18 protein-coding genes are annotated in these 21,603 nt (G+C 54.9%); 6 read left to right on the top strand and 12 right to left on the bottom strand.

The window, feature by feature from the left end; all coding sequences use genetic code 11:
• Together phnG and phnF are read right to left on the bottom strand one after the other, a co-directional pair.
• The gene (gene phnG / locus BV494_RS14220) at positions 1 to 444 is read right to left on the bottom strand and encodes a phosphonate C-P lyase system protein PhnG (protein WP_104923470.1); all 444 of its coding nucleotides are present in this window, start codon (positions 442 to 444) and stop codon (positions 1 to 3) included.
• On the bottom strand, positions 445 to 1,170 hold the full coding sequence (gene phnF / locus BV494_RS14215; RefSeq protein ID WP_104923469.1) for a phosphonate metabolism transcriptional regulator PhnF: 726 nt from the start codon (positions 1,168 to 1,170) through the stop codon (positions 445 to 447). It lies immediately after the preceding gene.
• A gap of 266 nt (positions 1,171 to 1,436) precedes the next feature.
• Here phnF and BV494_RS14210 point away from each other — a divergent pair, with 266 nt between their 5' ends.
• Entirely contained in the window at positions 1,437 to 1,598 is a 162-nt protein-coding gene (locus BV494_RS14210; RefSeq protein WP_104923468.1) for a type II toxin-antitoxin system CcdA family antitoxin, read from the top strand.
• On the top strand, positions 1,598 to 1,912 hold the full coding sequence (locus tag BV494_RS14205; protein ID WP_104923467.1) for a CcdB family protein: 315 nt from the start codon (positions 1,598 to 1,600) through the stop codon (positions 1,910 to 1,912). Before BV494_RS14210 ends, BV494_RS14205 begins: the two co-directional genes overlap by 1 nt.
• A 49-nt stretch (positions 1,913 to 1,961) precedes the next feature.
• On the opposite strand, the gene nrdG is transcribed toward BV494_RS14205, so the two are convergent.
• The 5 genes from nrdG to treR all read right to left on the bottom strand — a co-directional run bounded on the left by nrdG (position 1,962) and on the right by treR (position 9,111).
• On the bottom strand, positions 1,962 to 2,426 hold the full coding sequence (gene nrdG / locus BV494_RS14200) for an anaerobic ribonucleoside-triphosphate reductase-activating protein (protein WP_104923466.1): 465 nt from the start codon (positions 2,424 to 2,426) through the stop codon (positions 1,962 to 1,964).
• A gap of 4 nt (positions 2,427 to 2,430) precedes the next feature.
• Complete coding sequence (gene nrdD, locus BV494_RS14195; RefSeq protein ID WP_104924805.1) at positions 2,431 to 4,569, bottom strand: anaerobic ribonucleoside-triphosphate reductase; 2,139 nt, start codon at positions 4,567 to 4,569, stop codon at positions 2,431 to 2,433.
• A gap of 347 nt (positions 4,570 to 4,916) precedes the next feature.
• Positions 4,917 to 6,560: an alpha,alpha-phosphotrehalase gene (treC, locus tag BV494_RS14190; RefSeq protein WP_104923465.1), complete on the bottom strand. Its 1,644-nt coding sequence runs from the start codon at positions 6,558 to 6,560 to the stop codon at positions 4,917 to 4,919.
• Between the two features lie 26 nt (positions 6,561 to 6,586).
• Complete coding sequence (treB, locus tag BV494_RS14185; protein WP_104923464.1) at positions 6,587 to 8,005, bottom strand: PTS trehalose transporter subunit IIBC; 1,419 nt, start codon at positions 8,003 to 8,005, stop codon at positions 6,587 to 6,589.
• Between the two features lie 155 nt (positions 8,006 to 8,160).
• A complete protein-coding gene (gene treR, locus BV494_RS14180; protein WP_104923463.1) occupies positions 8,161 to 9,111 on the bottom strand; it encodes a trehalose operon repressor TreR in 951 nt (316 codons plus the stop codon).
• A 368-nt stretch (positions 9,112 to 9,479) separates the two neighbouring features.
• Between treR and mgtA the strand changes: the two genes are divergently transcribed.
• Positions 9,480 to 12,182, top strand: a complete 2,703-nt coding sequence (gene mgtA, locus BV494_RS14175) for a magnesium-translocating P-type ATPase (protein WP_104923462.1) — start codon at positions 9,480 to 9,482, stop codon at positions 12,180 to 12,182.
• A gap of 54 nt (positions 12,183 to 12,236) precedes the next feature.
• On the opposite strand, the gene BV494_RS14170 is transcribed toward mgtA, so the two are convergent.
• The 4 genes from BV494_RS14170 to BV494_RS14155 form a co-directional block, all read right to left on the bottom strand.
• On the bottom strand, positions 12,237 to 13,208 hold the full coding sequence (locus BV494_RS14170) for a TerC family protein (protein WP_104923461.1): 972 nt from the start codon (positions 13,206 to 13,208) through the stop codon (positions 12,237 to 12,239).
• A 288-nt stretch (positions 13,209 to 13,496) separates the two neighbouring features.
• Positions 13,497 to 14,243 (bottom strand): glutamine amidotransferase, encoded by a 747-nt coding sequence (locus BV494_RS14165; protein ID WP_104923460.1) that lies wholly within the window; start codon positions 14,241 to 14,243, stop codon positions 13,497 to 13,499.
• 72 nt (positions 14,244 to 14,315) lie between these two features.
• Entirely contained in the window at positions 14,316 to 15,305 is a 990-nt protein-coding gene (locus BV494_RS14160; protein ID WP_104923459.1) for a Gfo/Idh/MocA family protein, read from the bottom strand.
• 30 nt (positions 15,306 to 15,335) lie between these two features.
• Entirely contained in the window at positions 15,336 to 15,842 is a 507-nt protein-coding gene (locus BV494_RS14155) for a M48 metallopeptidase family protein (RefSeq protein WP_104923458.1), read from the bottom strand.
• Positions 15,843 to 16,013: 171 nt separating this feature from the next.
• Between BV494_RS14155 and rlmG the strand changes: the two genes are divergently transcribed.
• Both rlmG and BV494_RS14145 read left to right on the top strand, forming a co-directional pair.
• Positions 16,014 to 17,165: a 23S rRNA (guanine(1835)-N(2))-methyltransferase RlmG gene (rlmG, locus tag BV494_RS14150; RefSeq protein ID WP_104923457.1), complete on the top strand. Its 1,152-nt coding sequence runs from the start codon at positions 16,014 to 16,016 to the stop codon at positions 17,163 to 17,165.
• Positions 17,166 to 17,249: 84 nt separating this feature from the next.
• Entirely contained in the window at positions 17,250 to 17,981 is a 732-nt protein-coding gene (locus BV494_RS14145) for a phosphoribosyltransferase (RefSeq protein WP_104923456.1), read from the top strand.
• Between the two features lie 320 nt (positions 17,982 to 18,301).
• On the opposite strand, the gene BV494_RS14140 is transcribed toward BV494_RS14145, so the two are convergent.
• The gene (locus tag BV494_RS14140) at positions 18,302 to 20,338 is read right to left on the bottom strand and encodes an NADPH-dependent 2,4-dienoyl-CoA reductase (RefSeq protein WP_104923455.1); all 2,037 of its coding nucleotides are present in this window, start codon (positions 20,336 to 20,338) and stop codon (positions 18,302 to 18,304) included.
• A 394-nt stretch (positions 20,339 to 20,732) separates the two neighbouring features.
• On the opposite strand from BV494_RS14140, the gene BV494_RS14135 reads away from it, so the two are divergent.
• Entirely contained in the window at positions 20,733 to 21,599 is an 867-nt protein-coding gene (locus BV494_RS14135; RefSeq protein WP_104923454.1) for a crotonase/enoyl-CoA hydratase family protein, read from the top strand.
• Positions 21,600 to 21,603: the final 4 nt, after the last annotated feature.

The following is a 21,603-nucleotide window of genomic DNA, read 5'->3' as shown; positions in this document are numbered from 1 at the left end:
TTATTCTCCGCGAACCAGAGTAAAGAAATCGACACGGCTGGCAGCCACCTCACGGGCGCGCTGCTGGCGGCGTTCCTGTTGCAGCGCTGCCAGCGGGGCGATCACCCGTTTATGCAGCAGCTCATCCATCCCCTGGATTTGCAGCAAAGCATCAATAACCGCGCACAGTTCGGCGTGGGCTTTATTGCGGCCGCTGACATAGCTGTAGCCGTAGACACCGCCGTCCATCTGCACCACGGCGCGGGTGACGGTCATGTCACCCATCACAAAACGTTTTCCGGTGCCGCCCATGCGACCCTGAAGTTGCGTCAGGCCGGTTTCGGCGGCGCGGATGCGTTCAAATTGCGGAGACAGATTCAGCGGTTGCCAGTGCGCGAGCAGTTCATCCGGGCGGCTGTGAGCCAGCACCGACATCCAGCGCTGGCGGGTTTGCAGGTGATCCATTCAGTGCTCCATGGTCAGTTCGATCATGTCGGCGCGCGTCAGGCTGACGGAATATTCCGCCACCTGATCGCTGCCTTCACGAATGTTCAGGGTGCGCACACACAGCAGCGGAGCCTGCGGCACGATTTCAAGTAATTTGCTTTCTTTCGCCAGCGCGCGACGTGCGTTGATGCGGGTCGTGCGGCGGCTGAGTTTTTGCTTAATTTCTTCTCGGATAAAATCGTGCAGCGAGCCGTTATGGAAGTTTTGCAGCGCAGGCCACCAGTCGAGATCGGGCAGGTAATGGTCGATCACGCAGACCGGCACGCCGTTGACGCGGCGCAGCGTGCGCAGATGAATCACGGTGTCGCCTTCCTGACGCGATAACGCCGCAGCGACGTGATCGGTGGCCGGGCGCAGCACCGCCAGCAGACGCTCGCTGGTCGGGTGACTGCCCTGATCCAGCAGGTTCTGGCTGAACCGTGCCTGCGAATGCAGCGGGTAATCGTAAGGCCGCATCAGCACCAGCGTGCCAATCCCCTGACGGCGTTGCAGCCAGCCGCGATCCACCAGCTCATCCACCGCGCGACGCAGCGTGTGACGGTTGACCTTAAAGCGCTCGGCAAGCTGCTGCTCCGGCGGCAAATAATCTCCGCAGCGATAGCCATTACGCAGTTCGTGTTCCAGTTCGGCAGCAATTTGCTGATAAACCGTGGTGTGACTGGTCGGATGTCTAGATAAGTTCATCACAATGAATACCTCGCACGGGAGAATCCGGCAGTGGCAGGGGATTTTTGAAGGAGATAAGAAGGCGACATGATGCAAACCTCAGTTCGGCGTTGGCATCATGTTGGCGAAGCAAAGTGACAGTTGGGTGAAGGTCTGGTTGCAAAGAAGTGAAGAGTTGGAAGATGTCTCGCAGGAATACACATCGGCGGTTTACGGCGTGAGAGTGTAGGAATACACTTTTTAGGCCGTGAAATTTTTAACCTTTAATCACATAAGGATTATGTATGTCAGAAGCAAGAACAATGGAATTCAATGAGTTACCTGTTCAGGTAATGCCTGAAACACCGGCTGAAATATGGGCGCGGGAGAACAGGAAAGGGATTGACGCCATAAAGAAATATGCCGAGGAATATGGGGCTTTCTCTGACTATCAGCGTGCATTTTGATGGATCAGTACGCCATTTATACCAACAAGGGGGGAGGAAAAGCAGCCTATCCCTTTCTGCTGAATATTCATCATCCGTCAGCCGTGGGCTATCACCATACTGTCATGGTACCGCTGATTCCGTTGACCCGGCTTATCGATTTTCCGCCTAAAAAGCTTTGTCCGTTGCTCAAAATCCAACATCAGCATTATGTTGCGATGACGCACATGTTGGGAGGTGTTTCCCCGAAAGAAATCGGTGAGTGGATAAAACAGCTCGACGGTGAAATCTATGAAGTGAAAAACGCGTTTGATTTTTTGCTGAATGGAATTTAGAGAAAAGAGGGGAGTGATTTCCCCTCTGTAAGCTTTTATCTCAGGCGCTTTACCGTAAGTAATGAATCACCTGATTCCCGCTGCCGCGCCAGATCAGCGACGGGTCTTTCAGTTCCTGCACAAATTTGCCGTCCACCAGCACGTTGATCAGCGTCACCACATCCTGTTGTTCTGCCGTCAGTTCCCCGAGCGTGTAGCCGGTCCACATCCACACGTCTTTGCCGGGACATTCTGCCTGTACGCGCAGCAACAGCTGGCGTACGGCCGACAGATTTTGCGGATGCAGCGGGTCGCCGCCTGAGAGCGTGAGTCCCTGGCGGGGAATGACCGTGTTTTGCAGATCAGCGATAATCCGCTCTTCGTCTTCCGGCGTGAACGGCTTACCGGAATCCACGCGCCAGGTGCTTTTGTTATAGCATCCGCGGCATTCGTGGACGCAGCCGGAAACGAACAGTACGCAGCGCGTTCCGGGCCCGTTGACCACATCAATTGAGTAATATTGATGAAAATTCAAAATCTCAACCCAGTTGTCCGTTACCCAAATGCTTCACGCGGCGCTTCACTTCTTCCTGCTTACCGGCGTTAAACGGACGTGCATCCGGGCTGCCGAGATAACCGCAGACTCGGCGGGTCACTGACACGCGTGAAGGCTCGTGATTGCCGCATTTCGGGCAGGTGAAGCCTTTGCTGGTGCACTCGAATTCGCCGGTGTAGCCGCAGTCGTAGCACTCATCAATCGGCGTATTCGTGCCGTAATAAGGCACGCGGGTGTAGCTGTAATCCCACACGTCTTCCAGCGCTTTCAGGTTGTGTTGCAGGTTCGGATACTCGCCGTAGCAGATGAAACCGCCGTTGCTCAGTGGCGGATACGGCGCTTCGAAGTCGAGTTTTTCATACGGATTCACCTTCTTCTCCACATCCAGATGGAAGCTGTTGGTGTAATAGCCTTTGTCAGTGACGCCCGCGACCAAGCCGAATTCGGCTTTATCGAGGCGGCAGAAACGGTCGCACAGGTTTTCGCTTGGTGTGCTGTACAGGCTGAATCCGTAGCCGGTTTCGTCTTTCCAGCTTTCCGTAGCGGCTTTCAGACGGGCAACAATCGCCTCGGCTTTTTCACGCAGCTGGCTGGCGTCGAAGACGTGAGTCTGGTTGCCGAACAGCGCATTAATGGTTTCATGCACGCCGATATAACCCAGCGAAATCGATGCGCGGCCATTTTTGAAGATACCGGAAATATCGTCGTCGGCTTTCAGACGCACGCCGCACGCCCCTTCCATATACAAAATCGGTGCGACGCGGGCTTTGATCCCTTCCAGACGGGCAATGCGCGTCATCAGGGCTTTTTTCGCCAGCAGTAAACGTTCGTCGAGCAGGCTCCAGAACGTCGCTTCATCCTGTTTTGCTTCCAGCGCGATGCGCGGCAGGTTCAGGCTGATCACGCCGATATTGTTGCGGCCTTCGTGGATCATCTCGCCGTTTTCTTCGTATATGCCCAGGAAGCTGCGGCAGCCCATCGGCGTTTTGAAGGATCCGGTGACTTTGACCACCTGATCGTAATTCAGAATGTCCGGGTACATGCGTTTGCTGGCGCAGTCGAGCGCCAGTTGCTTGATGTCATAATTTGCGTCACCGGCTTTATGGTTCAGGCCGTCACGGATAGCAAACACCAGTTTCGGGAACACGGCGGTTTTGCGGTTTTTGCCCAAGCCTGCAATGCGGTTGCGCAGAATAGATTGCTGGATCAGGCGTGATTCCCAGGACGTCCCGAGGCCGAACCCGAAGGTGACAAACGGCGTCTGGCCGTTGGCGGTGTGCAGCGTGTTGACTTCATATTCCAGCGACTGGAAGGCGTCATAACACTCTTTTTCGGTACGGCTGTGGGCAAAGGCTTCGACGTCAGCGACCTGCCATTCCTGCGCGATGGCGCGGTGTTTCTCAAAGCTGGACGTGACGAACGGTGCCAGCACTTCGTCGATGCGGTTAATGGTGGTGCCGCCGTAAATGTGGCTGGCGACCTGCGCGATGATTTGCGCGGTGACCGCCGTGGCGGTTGAAATTGACTTCGGCGTGTCAATTTCGGCATTCCCCATTTTGAAACCGTGATTCAACATGCCTTTCAGGTCGATCAGCATACAGTTGAACATCGGGAAGAACGGCGAGTAATCCAGATCGTGGTAATGGATTTCACCGCGCTCATGCGCCAGCACCACGTCACGCGGCAAAATGTGTTGTTTGGCGTAATGCTTGGCAACGATACCGGCCAGCAAATCGCGCTGCGTCGGGATCACTTTACTGTCTTTATTGGCGTTTTCGTTGAGCAGCGCCATATTGCTTTGCTCAACCAGACCACGGATTTCCTGATTCAGGCGGCCACGCATTTCGCGTTTTACGTCGCGGTCATGGCGGTATTCGATATAGGCGCGCGCCAGTTTTTTATGCGGGCCAGCCATCAGCTGGTTTTCGACGGCATCCTGGATTTCATGGATATCGACGCGGGTCTGGTCTTGCAGATTCTCAGCGACCACGCGGGCGACCTGCTCACAGTAACCGATGCTGTCGATCCCTGCGGCGGCGGCGGCGCGTTGCACCGCTTGTTTGATCAGAACTTCATCGAAAGGGACCTGACAACCATCCCGCTTGATCACGATGGGTTGCATTTTGTTGTTGGATTTTGCGGGTACGGATTCCAGTCTGTCTGCCTTCACAATGACACTCCTTTTACGCTCATTCCCGCGCCCCGCAAGGCTTAGAGGCCGGTTGTGGGTGTTTTGCGGGAAATCGCTACATATTGGGTTGGGTGTGTACTATACACACTAGATGTAGGATCTGCGCGAGCGTTAATTGTCATTTTATTGACCTGAAACAAAGAATTTTTTCGTCGGAAGAATAGGTGAACAAATGTTAATTTTGGCCTGTTTTTTGCGTGTTGTTTTTAAAGGAGATGCATAAAAAACAAACGGGTCAGCCAACGATGTGACTGACCCGACAGATGTGAAAATTCAGATTACGCGAGGAGTTGCCAGCGGCATTCGTAAGGACGAAGACGGCCTGAAACCGGTTCATCACCATAGTTACTCAGCAGCGTTTTGCCTTCGAAATCAGGCAGAACGACGGCCTGATTTTCATCACTCAGATTCGCCATCACCTGCAACGTTTGCCCGTTTGCCTCACGCTGGTAACACCACAACTGCGGGTGTTCCGGCAGCAGATCCTGATAATCCCCGTGGGTCAGCACCGGTACGGTTTTGCGCAGCTGAATCAGTTGCTGATAGAGATAAAATACGGAGTTTTTATCCGCCAGCGCCTGTTCGGTGTTGATGTCTTTTACGTTATGGCTGACCGAAATCCACGGTGTGCCGGTGGTGAAACCGCCCTGATCGCCGTCGTTCCATTGCATCGGCGTCCGGCTGTTATCACGGGATTTTCGCGCCAGGATCCGCAGCAGCTCTTCGTTGCTGCGCCCGTCGGATTTCAGTTCAGCAAACATGTTCAGGCTTTCCACATCGCGGTATTGCTCAAGATGTTTAAAGCCCGGATTGGTCATGCCGATCTCTTCGCCCTGATAAATGTACGGCGTGCCCTGCAAACCGTGCAGCACCATCGCCAACATTTTCGCGGACGTTTCGCGCAGTGCGCCTTCATCGCCAAAACGCGAGACAATCCGCGGCTGATCGTGGTTACACCAGAACAGCGCGTTCCAGGCGTGGCCGTGCATTCCCTGCTGCCATTCGCGGAAAATCTGCTTGAGCTGCACGAAATCCGGCGGCGCGTCCGTCCATTTTTCACCGTTCGGATAATCGACTTTCAGGTGATGGAAGTTAAACGTCATCGATAATTCGCTGCCGTCATTGGCGGCGTAGCGGCGGCAATGCTCCAGTTTGGTCGATGACATTTCACCGACCGTCATCAGCCCGAGCGGTTTGAAAACGTCGCGGCTAAACTCTTGCAGAAATTCGTGAATGCGCGGACCGTCGGTGTAAAAACGGCGGCCATCGCCGGTATCGTCCGCCGGGAAATCCTGCTGCTTGGACACCAGATTGATCACATCCAGACGTAAACCGTCGACGCCCTTATCCGCCCAGAACTGACAGACTTTTTTCAGCGCCTCGCGCACCGGCGGGTATTCCCAGTTGAGATCCGCCTGCTCGGTGGCAAACAGATGCAGATAATATTGCCCACTGTTTTCGTGCCACGCCCACGCGCCGCCGCCAAATTTTGAACGCCAGTTATTCGGCGGCCCGCCTTCTGGCGCGCTGTCGCGCCAAATGTAAAACGGACGGAAAACGCTGGCCGGATCCTGCGACTGGCGGAACCATTCGTGGTGCGTCGACGTGTGGTTAAACACCATGTCCATGACGATGCGGATGCCGCGCTGATGCGCCTCGCGGGTCAGGCGCTCGAAATCTTCCAGCGTGCCGTAAGCCGGGTCAATCGCGCAGTAATCCGCCACGTCGTAGCCGTTATCGATCTGCGGCGACAGGTACACCGGCGTCAGCCACAGCGCGTCAACGCCCAGTGTTTTCAGGTAATCCAGACGTTGCGTGATGCCGTTAATATCGCCGGTGCCGCTGCCCGTGGTGTCCTGAAAACTCTTCGGGTAAATCTGGTAAATCACGCCGTTTTTCCACCACGGCAATTCGCTGCTCATCGCATTTTCCTTATTCAACATCTGTTTCACACCACTGCCAGTTCGCCACGCCGGGCTTTACGCTGATAAACCAGCACGGTCAGGATGATCGGAACCACAATCGCCACCAGCATCGCCAGCGCGTAGATGCTCCAGAACTGCGGTTTGATGGACAAAATGCCCGGCAGGCCACCGACGCCGATGCCGTTTGCCGTCACGCCAAACAGGCCGCAGATAAGCCCGGCGAAAGCAGAGCCGATCATCGCGCAGAGCATCGGGAAGCGGTATTTCAGGTTGATCCCGTACATCGCCGGTTCGGTTACGCCGAGGAACGCGGAGATGGCGGCAGGCACGGAAATTTCACGTTCATTGTGTTTACGGCTGACGATAATGACGCCGACCACGGCAGCGGCCTGTGCAATGTTGGACAGGGCGATCAGCGGCCAGACCGGGGTGCCGCCGGTACTCTGGACCATCTGCATGTCGATGGCGAGCGTAGTCTGATGCACACCGGTGATCACCAGCGGCGCATACAGGAAACCAAACAGCGCAGCACCGACGGGCGCGAGGCTGCCGGTCATCACGAATTTCACTGCAAAGGCCACGCCGTCGCCGATCATGCGGCCAAACGGCCCGATCAGCGTGTGCGCCAGGAAGACGGCAATAATCAGCGACGTGACCGGCACAATCACCAGATACAGGTAATTCGGCACGATGCGTTTCAGGCCATTTTCAATCATCGCCAGCGCCATACCGGCGAGAACGGAAGGAATAACCTGCGCCTGATAACCGACTTTTTCGATGGTGAACCAGCCGAAATTCCACACTTCAGGAATTTGCTGACCGAGGTTGTAGGAGTTCATCAGCTGTGGTGAAACCAGCGTGATGCCTAACACGATGCCGAGAATTTCCGTTCCCCCCATTTTCTTCACGGTCGACCAGCACACGGCGACCGGCAGGAACATAAACACCGCTTCGCCCAGCAACCACAGGAAGTCGTAAATGGATTGCCAGAGCGGGTGCATCTGCGCCAGCGTCTGGCCGCCGCTCATCGGAATGTCACCGATGACGTTGCGGAAACCGAGGATCAGACCGCCGCTGATCAGCGCCGGTAATAACGGGAAGAAGATTTCAGCGAAGTGCGAAATACCGCGCTCAAACCAGCTCATATTCTTGCGGGCGGCGACTTTCGCCTGCTCTTTACCGGCTTCGCTTTTGCCGGTGCTGGCGATCAGCACTTTGTAGTAGTCGTCCACTTCCGGGCCGATAACCACCTGAAACTGACCGGCGTTGGTGAAGCAGCCTTTGACCATCGGCAAGGCTTCGAGACCTTTCGGGTCAGCTTTGGACGGATCATTGAGGACAAAACGAAGACGCGTGATGCAATGAGTCACCATCGCGATATTGTCACTGCCGCCCACGAGGGCGATCAGCTGATCAACATCCTGTTGTTTTACCTTGCTCATAGGAGGTGGCCTTTTATAGGTATGCGTAAATTTGTCGTTGAGGTAGGGAACGGTTCAAGCATAGCGAAGGCGGTGGGAACTTGTCCGGGAACGTTCCCGGTTTTGCCGGGACGATCACAAAGTTTCTGTTATTCAGAAAAAGAAAGAGGGGGGAATCAAACGGCGAGCTGACCGGGAATCATCAGTTGTTGCAGCGTTGCGGAGCCGTCGAGTTGCGCCAGAAGCTGCTTCGCGGCGGCTTCTCCGCCTGCGCCATAACCCAGTTCAACCGACAGGGATTCCGGAAACAGAAAATGCAGCAACGGATTATTCCCGATGCCACAAACCTGTACGTCGCGGATTTGCTGCTGTTGCAGGTATTTCTGCGCGCCAATCGCGATGGTGTCGGAGGCGCAAATCACTGCCTGAATCTTGCGGCTGAGCAATTGCGGGATCAGCTCGAAACCGCTCTGGTAAGTGAGTTCACCCAGCGCAATGTGCGGCGTGAGGTGATGTTCCTGACAAAAAGCCCGGTACGCCTCGCTGCGCCGTTGCCCGGTGGTGGTGTCGTGCGCAGACACGCCGATAAAGCCAATTGACCGGATATTCTGCGCCAGCAATTTTTGCATCAGCAGCTGCACCGCGCCCGCATCGTCGTAGCAGACCGAAGACAACCCCGGCATATCGCGCGCCAACATGACCAGTTTATCTTTCCACGGCGTCAGCATTTGCGCCGACAATCCGGTAAAACCAAACAACACCACGCCGTCGATATTGCGCTGCTTCAGCACCTGCAGATGCTCTTTCACGCGTTCGGCGCTGAACTGACTTTCCAGCACAATCGGGTCGTATCCCTGCTGATAAAACAACGGCAGCATGGCGCGAACCGCCTGATTCTCCGAAGGAGAATCCAGACGCGACACGATAATCGCCACAATTTTGTCGCTGAACCCGCGCATGGCGCGTGCCGATTTTGACGGGCTGAAATGCTCCTGCTCAATCACCTGCAAAACGCGCTCACGGGTTTGCGGGCTGACATTGCCTTCATTATTCAGCACACGCGATACCGTGGATTTTCCGACGCCACTCAGGCGGGCAATGTCATTTATAGTCAGGCGATTTTGCATAGTTTTTTTGTATGGTTGTTTTAGGGATGATTAATAAGTTGATCAGGTTTAATTTTGGTTGCAGTTCACCGGCGTATACTGCGCGAATTATCGAAGGTATATCCACTTATTCCTGATAACCCTAACGGATTTTCCTGCCCGACGGCTATGAATTTCCAAACTGTTCCTTACCGGAGGTGAAAACCTGATGGAACCCGACCCCAATTCTGTAGGTCCGTTGTGATCCGGTAAGCACCCGCCTTTGCTGCTGCTTGCCGTGACGTTATCTGGTGAGCAGTGGTGCACGTTTTTTTTTCGTTCGCCCTGTTTTTATAAAATCCTTTTGCCATGCTTGTGGCGGTTTTGCCGTGGGCGAAACAAAGGTGCGAATGATGTTCAAAAATATAACTTCCCGGCTGCTCAATGCGCTCAGCCGTAATCTTCCGCGTCGTTTAGTTCGTCGCGACCCGATGCTCGAAACCGTGCCAGGCCGCGCCGCACAGGCGGTGCCTGCGGCGATGGCAGCGCATTGTCAGGCCTGTGCCCGTGCAACCGAAGACCAACTTTACCTGCAATTTGCCAGCCATCCGGAAGGGCTGACTGAACAGGAAGCTGAGGCGATCCGCGAAGTCTCCGGCCTCAATCAGACCGGCGATCAACAGCCTGCGCCGTGGTGGCTGCACCTGTGGCACTGCTACCGTAACCCGTTCAATTTGCTGCTCACCGTGCTCGGCATGGTGTCTTACGCCACCGACGATCTGACCGCTGCGCTGGTCATCGGCGCGATGGTGTTTATCTCGACATTCATGCACTTCATTCAGGAAGCGCGTTCCAACAAAGCGGCCGATGCGCTGAAAGCGATGGTCAGCAACACCGCGTCCGTGCTGCGCAGTGACGCGCAAACCGGCCGCAGTGAAACGGTCGAAATTGCCATCAGCCAGCTGGTGCCAGGGGATCTGATCAAGCTGTCAGCGGGCGATATGATCCCGGCGGATTTGCGTATTCTCTCCGCCAAAGATCTGTTTATCAGCCAGGCGGCGCTGACCGGCGAATCCCTGCCGGTTGAAAAACATCCCTGCGAAAAGAAACCTATTGCGAACGATCCGCTGGAGCTGAATACCCTGTGCTTTATGGGCACCAACGTGGTGAGTGGCACGGCAATCGCGATGGTGATTGCGACCGGCACCAAAACCTGGTTCGGCCAGCTTGCCGAACGCGTGGTGCAGGAAGACACCCAGCCGAATGCTTTCCAGGCAGGCATCAGCAAAGTCAGCTGGCTGCTGATCCGCTTTATGATGGTGATGACGCCCGTCGTTCTGGTGATCAACGGCTACACCAAAGGCGACTGGTGGGAAGCGGCGCTGTTTGCGCTGTCCGTCGCCGTCGGGCTGACGCCGGAAATGCTGCCGATGATTGTGACGTCCACGCTGGCGAAAGGCGCGGTGAAACTGTCGCGCCAGAAAGTCATCGTCAAACGTCTGGACGCGATCCAGAACTTCGGCGCGATGGACATTCTCTGTACCGACAAAACCGGCACGCTGACGCAAGATAAAATCGTTCTCGAACGCCACACCGACGTGCTTGGCGTAACCAGCGATGAGGTGCTGCATCTGGCGTGGCTGAACAGCCATTACCAGACCGGCCTGAAAAACCTGCTCGACGTGGCGGTACTGGACGCAGGCGACGTGAGCAATGGGCATAATTCGCTGAAGGTCGATGAAATTCCGTTTGATTTCGACCGCCGCCGGATGTCCGTGGTGGTGGCTGAAAACGATCAGAACCACCGTCTGATTTGCAAAGGCGCGCTGGAAGAAATGCTGTCGATTTGTACGCTGGTACAGCTTAACGGTGAGATTGTTCCGCTGACCGATGTGCTGCTCGGGCGCATTCGCCGCATCACTGATGACCTCAACCAGCAGGGGCTGCGCGTGGTTGCGGTTGCGCACAAAGTGATGCCTTCGCGCACGCAAGGTTACGGCGTGACCGACGAATCCAGCCTGATTCTGGCCGGGTATATCGCGTTCCTCGATCCGCCAAAAGAGAGCACCGCACCGGCGCTGGAAGCCCTGCAACGCAAAGGCGTGACCGTCAAAATTCTCACCGGCGACAACCTGCTGGTGGCGCGTAAAGTCTGCAAAGACGTCGGCTTAAAGGCGGATAACGTACTGATTGGCAGCGATATCGACGAACTCGACGACGTACAGCTGCTTCACGTTGCCCGCGAAACCACGGTCTTTGCCAAACTCACGCCGATGCACAAAGAACGGATCGTGCGCGTGCTGCGCGGCGAAGGGCATGTGGTCGGATTTATGGGCGACGGCATCAATGACGCTCCGGCACTGCGTGCGGCGGATATCGGTATTTCCGTGGATTCTGCGGTGGATATCGCCAAAGAGGCCGCCGATATTATCCTGCTGGAAAAAAGCCTGATGGTGCTGGAGCAGGGCGTGACGGAAGGGCGCAGGACTTTCGCCAACATGCTGAAATACATCAAAATGACCGCCAGTTCTAACTTCGGTAACGTCTTCAGCGTACTGGTTGCCAGCGCCTTCCTGCCGTTCCTGCCGATGTTGCCGCTGCACCTGTTAATTCAGAACCTGATTTACGATGTGTCTCAGGTGGCGATCCCGTTTGATAACGTCGATGAAGAACAGCTGGCAAAACCGCAGCGCTGGAACGCCGGGGATATCGGCCGCTTTATGGTGTTCTTCGGGCCGATCAGTTCCGTATTCGACATTCTGACGTTCAGCCTGATGTGGTGGGTGTTTAAAGCCAATACCGTGGAAGCGCAGACGCTGTTCCAGTCCGGCTGGTTCATCGAGGGGCTGTTGTCGCAGACGCTGATCGTCCACATGATCCGCACGCGCAAAGTGCCGTTCATCCAGAGCCGCGCGTCCTGGCCGCTGTGCATCATGACGCTGATGGTGGTCATTACCGGTATCGCGCTGATCTACTCGCCGGTCGCCGGATTCCTGCAATTGCAGGCGCTGCCGCTGAGCTACTTCCCGTGGCTCATCGCGATCCTGGCCGGTTACATGGTGCTGACGCAGTGTGTGAAAGGCTGGTTTGTACGCCGTTACGGCTGGCAGTAAAAATAACGGGCACTCACAAGTGCCCGTTCGTTTCATTCTGCGATGAGTATTGACTTATTCTTGCGATTTTAAGCGGTCGTTACGACGGTTCACCCAGGTGTTGATGAGCAGGGTGATAATCAGAATCGACGCGATCACGCCGAGCGAAATCCCCACCGGAATGTGGAACACGTCGAGCAGCAGCATCTTGATACCGATGAAAATCAGGATCACCGCCAGACCGTATTTCAGCATTGTGAAACGTTCCGCCACGCCCGCCAGCAGGAAGTACATCGCACGCAGGCCGAGAATGGCGAACAGGTTAGACGTCAGCACGATGAACGGGTCAGTGGTCACGGCGAAGATGGCCGGAATACTGTCGACCGCGAAAATCACGTCGCTGAGTTCCACCATAATCAGCACCAGCAGCAGCGGCGTGGCGAACAGAATCCCGTTGCGGCGGACAAAGAATTTCTCGCCCTGCAAATCGTCGGTCATGCGCATTTTGCTGCGCAGCCAGCGGATCACCGGCTTCTCGCCCACTTCGCCGCCATCGTCTTTCGCCAGCGCCATCTTGATACCGGTGAACAGCAGGAACGCGCCGAACACGTACAGGATCCAGCTAAATTGCCCCACCAGCCAGCTGCCCGCGAAAATCATACCGGTACGCAGGACGATTGCGCCGAGCACGCCGTAAATCAGCACGCGGCGTTGCAGGTTTGCCGGAATTGAGAAGTAGCTGAACAGGATCAGCCAGACGAAGACGTTATCGACCGCCAGCGCTTTTTCCAGCAGATAGCCGGTCAGGAACATGGTCGCTTTGGCGTCCGCCACTTCACGGCCAAACTCGCCGTTGAGATACCACCAGAAGCCAAAGTTAAATAACAGCGACAAGCCAATCCACACCAGCGACCACAGTGCGGCACTTTTCATGGTCATGGTTTGCGCGCCTTTGCGGCCCTGCAACAGCAGGTCGAAAGCGAGCATAATAACCACTACCACGGCAAAAGAGCCCCAGAGAATCGGGTTGCCTACGGAGTTCATCATCGGTTTATCCTCGAGAAAACATCAAAAAAAACGGCCAGCGTCGGAAGACGTTAGCCGCTCTCTCTGAGCTATAAGCAAACCTCGCCTTCCGGCAAGGTCTCACTTACAACCAAGATATATTCATAGAATATATCTGATTGCCCGGTAACCGGGTGGCTGAGACGGCGCTTAAGCGCGGATCCAGACACCGTAATGACGATTATCCGACGAAGAAGTTACTCCCCTTTGCAATCCGGAAAATAATACAAAATGTATCCACTGTCAAACATTCAGAAACATTATGGTTCATTATCCCGCCAGCGCCACCCGCTTGCCGAGTGCACTGACGAACGCCAGTAACAGCCCGCGGCTGAGCGGGGTTTCGCTCAGGTGCTGAGCCTGCGCGGCAAAGTCGACGCTGTCGTCTTCGGCAATCGATCCGAGCCATGACAGATACGTTTTCATTACCGCCAGACTGAATTCCGGGTGAAATTGCGTGCTGACCGCGTTCGGCCCGTAGCGCAGGATCTGATGCGGATCGTGCAGCGTTTTGGCTAAAACCGTGGCCGTCGGCGGCGGTGTGATAACGGTTTGCAGATGGATCAGGTTCGCCGCAAACTGCGCCGGAAGCTGTGAAACCAGCGGATCGAGATGTCCGGCGGGCGTCAGCGTGACGTCGTGCGTGCCAACCTCAATGCCCTGCGGATGGTAATCCACTTCGCCACCCAGCGCGTAAGCCATCAACTGATGGCCGTAACAGGCACCGAACATCGGTAATTCCTGCAACATGCCCAGACGCACCCAGTCGGCGGCTTCCTCGCTCCACGCCAGATGTTCCGTCACCATGCTGCGCGAACCGGTGATAATGGCACCGCAGTAATTTTCCGGCGGCAGCGGGCGCTCACCGGCCTGTAAATCGACAATCACGACCTGCCGGGGATCGATATCCCCCTGACGGATAAACATCTGCGGGAAGTTATCGTGGGCGCGGCGGATAGGCTCCGGCGCGTGGCCGGTCTGCAAAATCAATAACGGTTTCTGGCCGGGTGCAGTCATCTGTTACTCCCAATTAATAAAATCCCAATGAATGAAAATCCCAATTAACAAAAATTTCCGTACTGGCAGAGATTAAGCAGGCTGCTGGTCGGCAGGGAACACCACGCCGGTCTGGCGACGGATTTCCGTCAGCACTTTGGCGGTGATGCGCGATACTTCCAGCCCCGGGTGCGCGACAAACTGGTTATCCACCAGAATCGCAAAAGTTTCCGCTTCATACAGCATGGTATTGATGTGCTGTGGCTGCGTCAGATCCAGCTTCTGGCCGCCGCGTGGCGTCAGGCTGAGCGTCTGGCACTCAGACAGCTTTTCCATCTGCAATGTGCCTTCTTCGCCCTGAATTTCGCTTGGCAGAAGGGAATCGCTGATTTTGGAATGGTTAATCACCACTTCGAAATCATCCGCATACGACAAAATCACCGTGCCCTGACCGTCGACGCCGCTATCCAGCAGGACGGCGGTGGCGGTTACCGATTCCGGCTCGCCAAACAGCGAAATGGCGCTCGCCAGGCAGTAATAGCCGATATCCATAATCGACCCGTTAGAAAACGCCGGGTTGAAAGTATTCGGGTTTTCACCGGCCAGATAGCGCGGATAACGCGATGAATACTGGCAGTAATTCAGGATGGCTTTACGCAGCGTACCGATACGGCTCAGTGCGCCTTTCATGTGCAGGAAATTCGGCAGATAGGCCGTTTTAAACGCTTCGAACAGTACGACGTTATTTTCTTTCGCGCAGGCAATCAGGCTTTCGGCTTGCGCCAGATTTGAGGCCAGCGGTTTCTCGCAAATGACGTGTTTTTTATGGCTGAGAAACAGCAGGGATTGCGGGCAGTGCAGGGAATTCGGGCTGGCGATATACACCGCATCAATGAGATCGGACGCGGCCATTTCCTCAAGGGAATCAAAATAATGATCTACCGGATAATCCTCGCCGAGCTTTTTCGCGCCGTCCAGCGTGCGGGAGTAAATCGCGGTCAGCTTCATTTTACCGCTCTCGTGCGCGGCATCGATAAAACGCTGTGTGATCCAGTTGGTGCCGACTACAGCAAAGCGAATCATAACGACCTCATTAATAGGGTGACGGATTAATCATTGGTACAACTTGCCGAATATTTCCAGATGCGTCAGGTACATGCGCGTATCAAATTCTAACTGATGATAGTCCGGCGTCATGTGGCAGCAAAGGCTGTAGAACGCTTTGTTATGGTCTTTTTCTTTCAGGTGCGCGAGTTCGTGAACCACGATCATTTTGAGGAAAGCTTCCGGCGCACTTTTAAAGACGGTGGCGACGCGGATTTCTGCTTTGGCTTTCAGCTTGCCGCCCTGAATGCGGGAAATGGCGGTGTGGAGCCCCAGCGCGTGTCTCATCACGTGGATTTTGTTGTCATAAGCCACTTTACTTAACGGTGATGAACTGCGTAAAAACTGGTTTTTCAGGTCGAGCGTATACTGATAGAGCGATTTGTCTGTGGTCAGTACGTGCGGCTCGGGGTAGCGCGACAGCAACACGTTACCTAAACGTTCCTGTTCGATTAACTGGCGCACCTGAGCCTGAAGTTGCTCGGGGTAGCCTTGCAGATAGGTCAATTCAGGCATAACTGTTTGCTTTGTCTCTTATTGCCGGGGAAAAGGTGCCGGATCGTTAAGCGTGGTTTTTGGAGCGATCGCTGGGATCAGGCAGATAAACCCCTTTTTAACTGAAAAAACATTTTACTGATAGCCCAAATTAGGGGATAAACAGCGCAAATTGAATATTGAGGAGGGCCAATGAGCCAATTCGAACTCGAAGTGGGTGGACAGTTACTGCAACTGAACCTGGAACGTTATCCGCAGGATGACGCGGCAACGCAGTTGCAGGCATGGGAAGCGGCCGATGAATATCTGCTGCAAACCCTGAACACCGACGCGCTCAACGGCCGTCCGCTGCTGATTTTCAACGATGCTTTTGGCACGCTGGCCTGTGCGTTGCAGGAATTCAATCCGACCAGCATTAACGACTCGTTCATGAGCCAGCTGGCGATGCGTCATAACCTGCGTGATAACGGTTTTGACGAAGACAGCGTGGCGGCGCAAAGCAGCCTGGTGCCGTTGCCGATCAATCCGGGCCTGGTCGTGATTAAAGTGCCAAAAACGCTGGCGCTGCTGGAACAACAACTGCTGGCGCTGCGCGAAGTCGTGACGGCGGATACGCAGATTATCGCCGGTGCCAAAGCCCGTGATATTCACACCTCGACGCTGCAACTGTTCGAGAAAATCCTCGGCCCGACCAAAACCAGTCTGGCATGGAAAAAAGCGCGTCTGATCCATTGTGAAGCCACATTGCCAGCGCAAACGGCAGAACCGGTGATTGCCGAATGGGCGCTGGACGACAGCGAATTCCGTATTTCAAACCACGCGAACGTGTTCTCACGCGGCGGGCTGGATATCGGTGCGCGCTTCTTTATGCAACATTTGCCGGAAGGCATCGAAGGGCGCATGGCCGATTTGGGCTGCGGTAACGGCGTGATCGGCATGACCGCGCTGGCGCTGAACCCGGATGCCGAAATGCTGTTTGTCGATGAGTCTTACATGGCGGTGGAATCGAGCCGTCTGAACGTTGAAAACAACCTGCCGCAAGATCTGAGCCGCTGTCATTTCGAAGTGAACAATATGCTGGCAGGCGTTGAACGTGAAACGCTGCACGCCGTGCTGTGTAACCCGCCGTTCCATCAGGGCACGGTCGTCAGTGATGACACGGCATGGCGCATGTTCTGCGACGCCAAACGTTGCCTGCAAACCGGCGGCGAGCTGCGCATCGTCGGCAACCGTCATCTGGATTACTACCAGAAACTGCGTCGCCTGTTTGGCAACTGCACAACCATCGCCACCAACCAGAAGTTCGTGATCCTGCGCGCGGTGAAAACGGCGGCTCAGCACTGATTTAATGTTCTGGTAAAATAGATAATTGCCCGGCCTTATTGCAGGATTTTTAAATAAAGGCCGGGAGCTTTCAGGGAGAAGGCATTGGGTATTGACGTTACGGTTAACAGGGAAGTGAAATTTAACGATGCCCACGAACATCGGGTGATTACGGGCGTTCACTTAAATCCCAAGAAGTCCAAAGTCGGGCGAAATCCCTGCCTGAATATTTTCAGTATTTATACCCGCACTAAACAAGGCGACCTCAGGCGCGATGGTAATCCCCTGATCTATGCCCTGAAATCTTTGAACGGTTTTACGATCAGTAAATCTGAACTGCATGCATTCAAACCGACTTTCTCAGCAATCGTCGACAAAACTCTTCTCGGCTTGCCTTTTGCATCTGTACTCACAATGCCGTCCTCCTCTGCGCTGGCAGAACAATTTGGACGCCGTATCGCCAGAAAATTGTGCGGTAACATGGTCAGTAATGCGTTTTGTAAGCGGACTGCGACAGAAATTCTTGCTGAGTATCGTCAGCGCCACGTGGTTCCTAAAACCAGACATAAATCTGATGTTAACCGTGTTCTCGCTGAGCTGAATAAAGTCCCGCCGAATACCTTATTTTCGATGAAACTGGTCGAAAACAATATTCGCGAATATTTTCGGCCATTGAAACTGAACCCTGTCTGCGATTTACGTTTGATAATGAAAGGGCCTGTTTTACTGGTCGATGATTTGCTCTCTACTGGGACGACGTTACTGAATGCGAGGGAAGAGCTTGAGCGGGTTGATATTCAATGTCACAGCGCGATTTGCCTGCTGAGTGATTTGTAAGGCCCGGCGGCGAGGGCGGTGGAGCCAATGCCTGTTGGTGTTGTTATGCCTATAATGTATACTGACGTTCGCAGCCAACATACGCCCTTGGCTGTTAAAATATGAAGCATTCTGAAAGGAATGTGGGTTCGTGCAGGCACCCTGGTGTGGGTCAGGTCGGTAAGCGACAAAATCATACCGGAAGAATGGCAGCGACATTCTCCAACATGCAGAGTTGTAAAAATTGCCGGGTCAGCTGATGTTCACGCATCCGACTCGCTGTTAAAAAAGCCGCTCTCGCGGCTTTTTTTTCGTCTGGTTTTTTTTGACTGAATAGTCCCTCAGATCTCCAGTGCCAGTTTTGTTCCCTGACCAATGGCGCGCCGTGCGTCCAGTTCTACCGCGACGTCCGCGCCGCCAATCAGATGCACGGTTTTTCCGGCGTCCAGCAACGGCTGATACAGCGCGCGCTGCGGCTCCTGTCCGGCGCAGATAATGATGTTATCCACTTCCAGACACACCGGTTCGCCGTTCATGACGAGGTGCAAACCCGCGTCATCAATGCGTTCGTAACTGACGCCGCTTTGCATTTTTACGCCACGCTGCAACAGGCTGGCGCGGTGGATCCAGCCGGTGGTTTTACCCAGTCCCGCACCGACTTTGGTGGATTTACGTTGCAGCAAAACGATATCGCGCGCGGCCAGTTCCGGCTGCGGGCCTTGTGGCGCAAGGCCGCCGCGGTGCGTCAGCGTCTGGTCAATGCCCCATTCATGGCTGAACGCGCTGCTGCTCAGGCTCGATGACGGGCCGCTGTGGATGAGGTATTCGGCGGTATCAAAACCAATCCCGCCTGCGCCGATAATCGCCACCCGCTGGCCGACCGGTTTTTTATCACGCAGGACGTCGAGATACGTCAGTACGCGCGGATGATTGATCCCCGGAATGTCCGGCAGGCGCGGCGAAATCCCGCAGGCGAGGATCACTTCGTCATACCCGCTCAGCTGGCTGGCATTGACGATTTCACCGAGGCGCAACGTCACGCCGAGCAGGGCAAGCTGGCGCGAGTAGTAGCGCAGCGTCTGATAAAACTCTTCTTTGCCGGGGATTTGTTTGGCGACGTTGAACTGCCCGCCGATTTCGGTATTGGCGTCAAACAGCGTGACGTGATGCCCGCGGCTGGCGGCGGTTGTTGCAAAGGCCAGACCGGCCGGTCCCGAGCCGACCACGGCAAGGCGTTTGAAATGCTGCGCACGCACGACCGGCATTTGTGTTTCATGGCAGGCGCGCGGGTTCACCAGACAGGACGTCACTTCACCCGCAAAAATCTGATCCAGACAGGCCTGGTTGCAGCCAATACAGGTGTTGATTTCATCCGCCCGGCCCTGTGCGGCTTTCTCGACAAACGCCGGATCGGCAAGGAACGGGCGCGCCATCGACACCATATCGGCGCAACCTTCAGCGAGAATTTTCTCCGCCACCTCGGGGTCATTAATGCGGTTAGTGGTGATGAGCGGGATGCTGACTTTGCCCATGAGTTTTTGCGTCACCCAGCTGAATGCGCCGCGCGGCACCATCGTGGCGATGGTCGGAATGCGCGCTTCGTGCCAGCCGATGCCGGTATTGATGATGCTGGCGCCGGCCTGTTCGATGCGCTGCGCCAGCATTTCGACTTCCTGCCAGTCCGAGCCTTCCTCGACCAGATCCAGCATCGATAAGCGGTAAATAATGATGAATTCCTGCCCGCAAATCTCACGCACGCGGCGGACCGCTTCTGTGGCAAAACGCATTCTGTTTTCCACACTGCCGCCCCAGCGGTCGGTGCGGTGATTGGTGCGTGCCGTCAGAAACTGATTAATCAGATAGCCTTCCGAGCCCATGATTTCCACGCCGTCATAGCCGGATTCTTTCGCCAGTCTGGCGCAGCGGGCGAAATCCTCCAGTGTGGATTCGATTTCGTCTTCGGTCAGGGCATGAGGCGTGAAGCGGTTAATCGGTGCCTGAAGTGCCGAAGGGGCGACCGGATGCGGCTGATAGCTGTAACGTCCGGCGTGCAGGATTTGCAGCGCAATTTTACCGCCCGCGTCGTGAACGGCCTGCGTCACCACGCGGTGATGCTGAATGTGTTCCTGCTCCGCCAGAACCGAACCGCCGTGATAAACGACGCCTTGTGCATTCGGCGAAATTCCGCCCGTCACAATCAGCCCGACGCCCGCTGCCGCACGCTCGGCATAAAAGGCCGCCAGACGCTCCGGCCCGTCTTCCAGCTCTTCAAGGCCGGTGTGCATGGACCCCATCAGCACGCGGTTTTTCAGCTGCGTAAAACCTAAATCCAGGGGCGCCAGCAGGTGCGGGTAAAACGGCAACGCGCGTTCAGTCATGGAATTCTCTTAAGTGGTCGGATGAGATAATTTCAATTTAGCGTCTGGCAGGAGAATTGGAAAGTTAGCACGCGATGATTGTGATAGGCGTCACTGTAGGGGATCCCTGAGTGTTAATTAACTATTACGCATATTATTAAGGGTGGTTCTTTAATTAGGATGTTTATTTAGCGGAGAGGTAAACATCACGTCGTAGCAGATAAATTAATTATTTCTTTGTTTTTACACAATATTTATTGTGTGCAGGTTGTTTATTTTTAACATTTTTTTGTTGAATCGTTACGGTTAGGATTATTTTTATAAAACAATCTCGAATCGATTCAGTTCGGGTTAGAGCTGGACTAGGCTGGAGCTGCTTCACCCTAAAACTTCATTCCTAACCTGGATATATACTATGAATCTTATTGACCATACAGCCTGCCGCCCGTTTACCGAAGCCGGGCATTTGTCCCAGATTGCAGCCTATTATGAAGAAGGCCGTAATGTCATGTGGATGATGCTCAGGTCTTATCCACGTCCATGTTTTAATCAGGAGCTCATTGAAGACATCATGACGCTGACCTACGCCGCGAAGGCGTCGGGGCTGCGTTTTGATTTTTGGGTGACCGGATCGCTTGTGCCCAATATGTACAATGTGGGCGGTGATCTGAGTTTCTTTGTTGAATCCATCATCAATAACAAACGCGAGGCCTTACGTGCGTATGCACGGGCTTGTGTTGACTGTGTCCATGCGGCGGCGCGGGGGTTTGATGTCGGCGCCATCAGTTTGTCGATGATCGAAGGCACCGCCCTGGGCGGCGGATTCGAAGCGGCGCTGGCGCATCATTACGTCCTGGCGCAAAACACCGCGCGCATGGGGTTCCCGGAAATTGCGTTCAACCTGTTCCCCGGAATGGGGGGCTATTCTCTGGTGTCACGTAAAGCCGGAATGAAGCTGGCGGAGGAGCTGATTTCCACGGGTGAATCACATACGGCAGAGTGGTTCGAGGCGCGCGGGCTGGTCGATGTGTTGTTCCAGCCCGGCGAGGCTTTCAATGCCACACGAACTTTTATGGATGTCCTGCGGCCAAAACTCAACGGGATCCGTGCGATGATCCGGGCACGTCAGCGTGTGCTGCAGCTGTCCCGCTCAGAACTGATGGATATTACGGAAGATTGGGTGGACGCCGCATTTACACTGGAGGAAAAGGATCTGAGTTATATGGAGCGTCTGGTCATGCTGCAAAACCGGCATACCGCATCACTGCGTAAAACCGGCTAGCAGC

The sequence above is a fragment of the Rahnella sikkimica genome (genome assembly GCF_002951615.1).
In the GTDB taxonomy this organism is placed as follows: domain Bacteria; phylum Pseudomonadota; class Gammaproteobacteria; order Enterobacterales; family Enterobacteriaceae; genus Rahnella; species Rahnella sikkimica.
The sequence above is the reverse complement of the archived record's forward strand: the minus strand, read 5'-3'. Positions and strand labels throughout refer to the sequence as shown.

Excerpts from the sequence above, each read along its gene's own strand:
- phnG (WP_104923470.1), bottom strand. The coding sequence starts at position 444 with ATGGATCACCTGCAAACCCGCCAGCGCTGGATGTCGGTGCTGGCTCAC.
- phnF (WP_104923469.1), bottom strand. The coding sequence starts at position 1,170 with ATGAACTTATCTAGACATCCGACCAGTCACACCACGGTTTATCAGCAA.
- BV494_RS14210 (WP_104923468.1), top strand. The coding sequence starts at position 1,437 with ATGTCAGAAGCAAGAACAATGGAATTCAATGAGTTACCTGTTCAGGTA.
- BV494_RS14205 (WP_104923467.1), top strand. The coding sequence starts at position 1,598 with ATGGATCAGTACGCCATTTATACCAACAAGGGGGGAGGAAAAGCAGCC.
- nrdD (WP_104924805.1), bottom strand. The coding sequence starts at position 4,569 with ATGCAACCCATCGTGATCAAGCGGGATGGTTGTCAGGTCCCTTTCGAT.
- treC (WP_104923465.1), bottom strand. The coding sequence starts at position 6,560 with ATGAGCAGCGAATTGCCGTGGTGGAAAAACGGCGTGATTTACCAGATT.
- treB (WP_104923464.1), bottom strand. The coding sequence starts at position 8,005 with ATGAGCAAGGTAAAACAACAGGATGTTGATCAGCTGATCGCCCTCGTG.
- treR (WP_104923463.1), bottom strand. The coding sequence starts at position 9,111 with ATGCAAAATCGCCTGACTATAAATGACATTGCCCGCCTGAGTGGCGTC.
- mgtA (WP_104923462.1), top strand. The coding sequence starts at position 9,480 with ATGATGTTCAAAAATATAACTTCCCGGCTGCTCAATGCGCTCAGCCGT.
- BV494_RS14170 (WP_104923461.1), bottom strand. The coding sequence starts at position 13,208 with ATGATGAACTCCGTAGGCAACCCGATTCTCTGGGGCTCTTTTGCCGTG.
- BV494_RS14165 (WP_104923460.1), bottom strand. The coding sequence starts at position 14,243 with ATGACTGCACCCGGCCAGAAACCGTTATTGATTTTGCAGACCGGCCAC.
- BV494_RS14160 (WP_104923459.1), bottom strand. The coding sequence starts at position 15,305 with ATGATTCGCTTTGCTGTAGTCGGCACCAACTGGATCACACAGCGTTTT.
- BV494_RS14155 (WP_104923458.1), bottom strand. The coding sequence starts at position 15,842 with ATGCCTGAATTGACCTATCTGCAAGGCTACCCCGAGCAACTTCAGGCT.
- rlmG (WP_104923457.1), top strand. The coding sequence starts at position 16,014 with ATGAGCCAATTCGAACTCGAAGTGGGTGGACAGTTACTGCAACTGAAC.
- BV494_RS14140 (WP_104923455.1), bottom strand. The coding sequence starts at position 20,338 with ATGACTGAACGCGCGTTGCCGTTTTACCCGCACCTGCTGGCGCCCCTG.
- BV494_RS14135 (WP_104923454.1), top strand. The coding sequence starts at position 20,733 with ATGAATCTTATTGACCATACAGCCTGCCGCCCGTTTACCGAAGCCGGG.